1 protein-coding gene is annotated in these 316 nt (G+C 65.8%); it reads right to left on the bottom strand.

The features are described from left to right. The coding region (locus ACRHNM_RS16520; protein ID WP_431137724.1) for an rRNA adenine N-6-methyltransferase family protein at positions 1 to 259 on the bottom strand (259 nt) is incomplete at its 3' end. Positions 260 to 316: the final 57 nt, after the last annotated feature.

Genomic DNA, 316 nt, shown 5'->3' with positions numbered 1-316 from the left:
GTTCCAGAGGGAAAACCTCCCGGAGGTACTTCACGGATTCCCCGTCGAGTTCCACGGCCAGCAGGTCCACGGGCCGCCTGAGCAGGAAAGCGGTCAGCACCCCGGTGCCGGGCCCGATCTCCAGGATCCGGGGCGGACCATCCGGGCTCAGGGTTCCGGCAATCCGCATGGCGACGGAAGCATCCGTCAGGAAGTGCTGGCCGAGGTGTTTTTTGGCGCGAACCCCCGTTGTGCGCTGGGTATCGCCTTTTCGCCCCATGCCCCCTCCCTTTTTGGCCGGGGATCTCCGCTTGCCCCTATCCCTGCTCATCGGGTG

Origin of the sequence: Psychroserpens mesophilus (genome assembly GCF_050617655.1) — a bacterium.
GTDB classification, from domain to species: domain Bacteria; phylum Bacteroidota; class Bacteroidia; order Flavobacteriales; family Flavobacteriaceae; genus Psychroserpens; species Psychroserpens mesophilus_A.
This window is presented reverse-complemented; position numbering and strand designations above follow the sequence as displayed.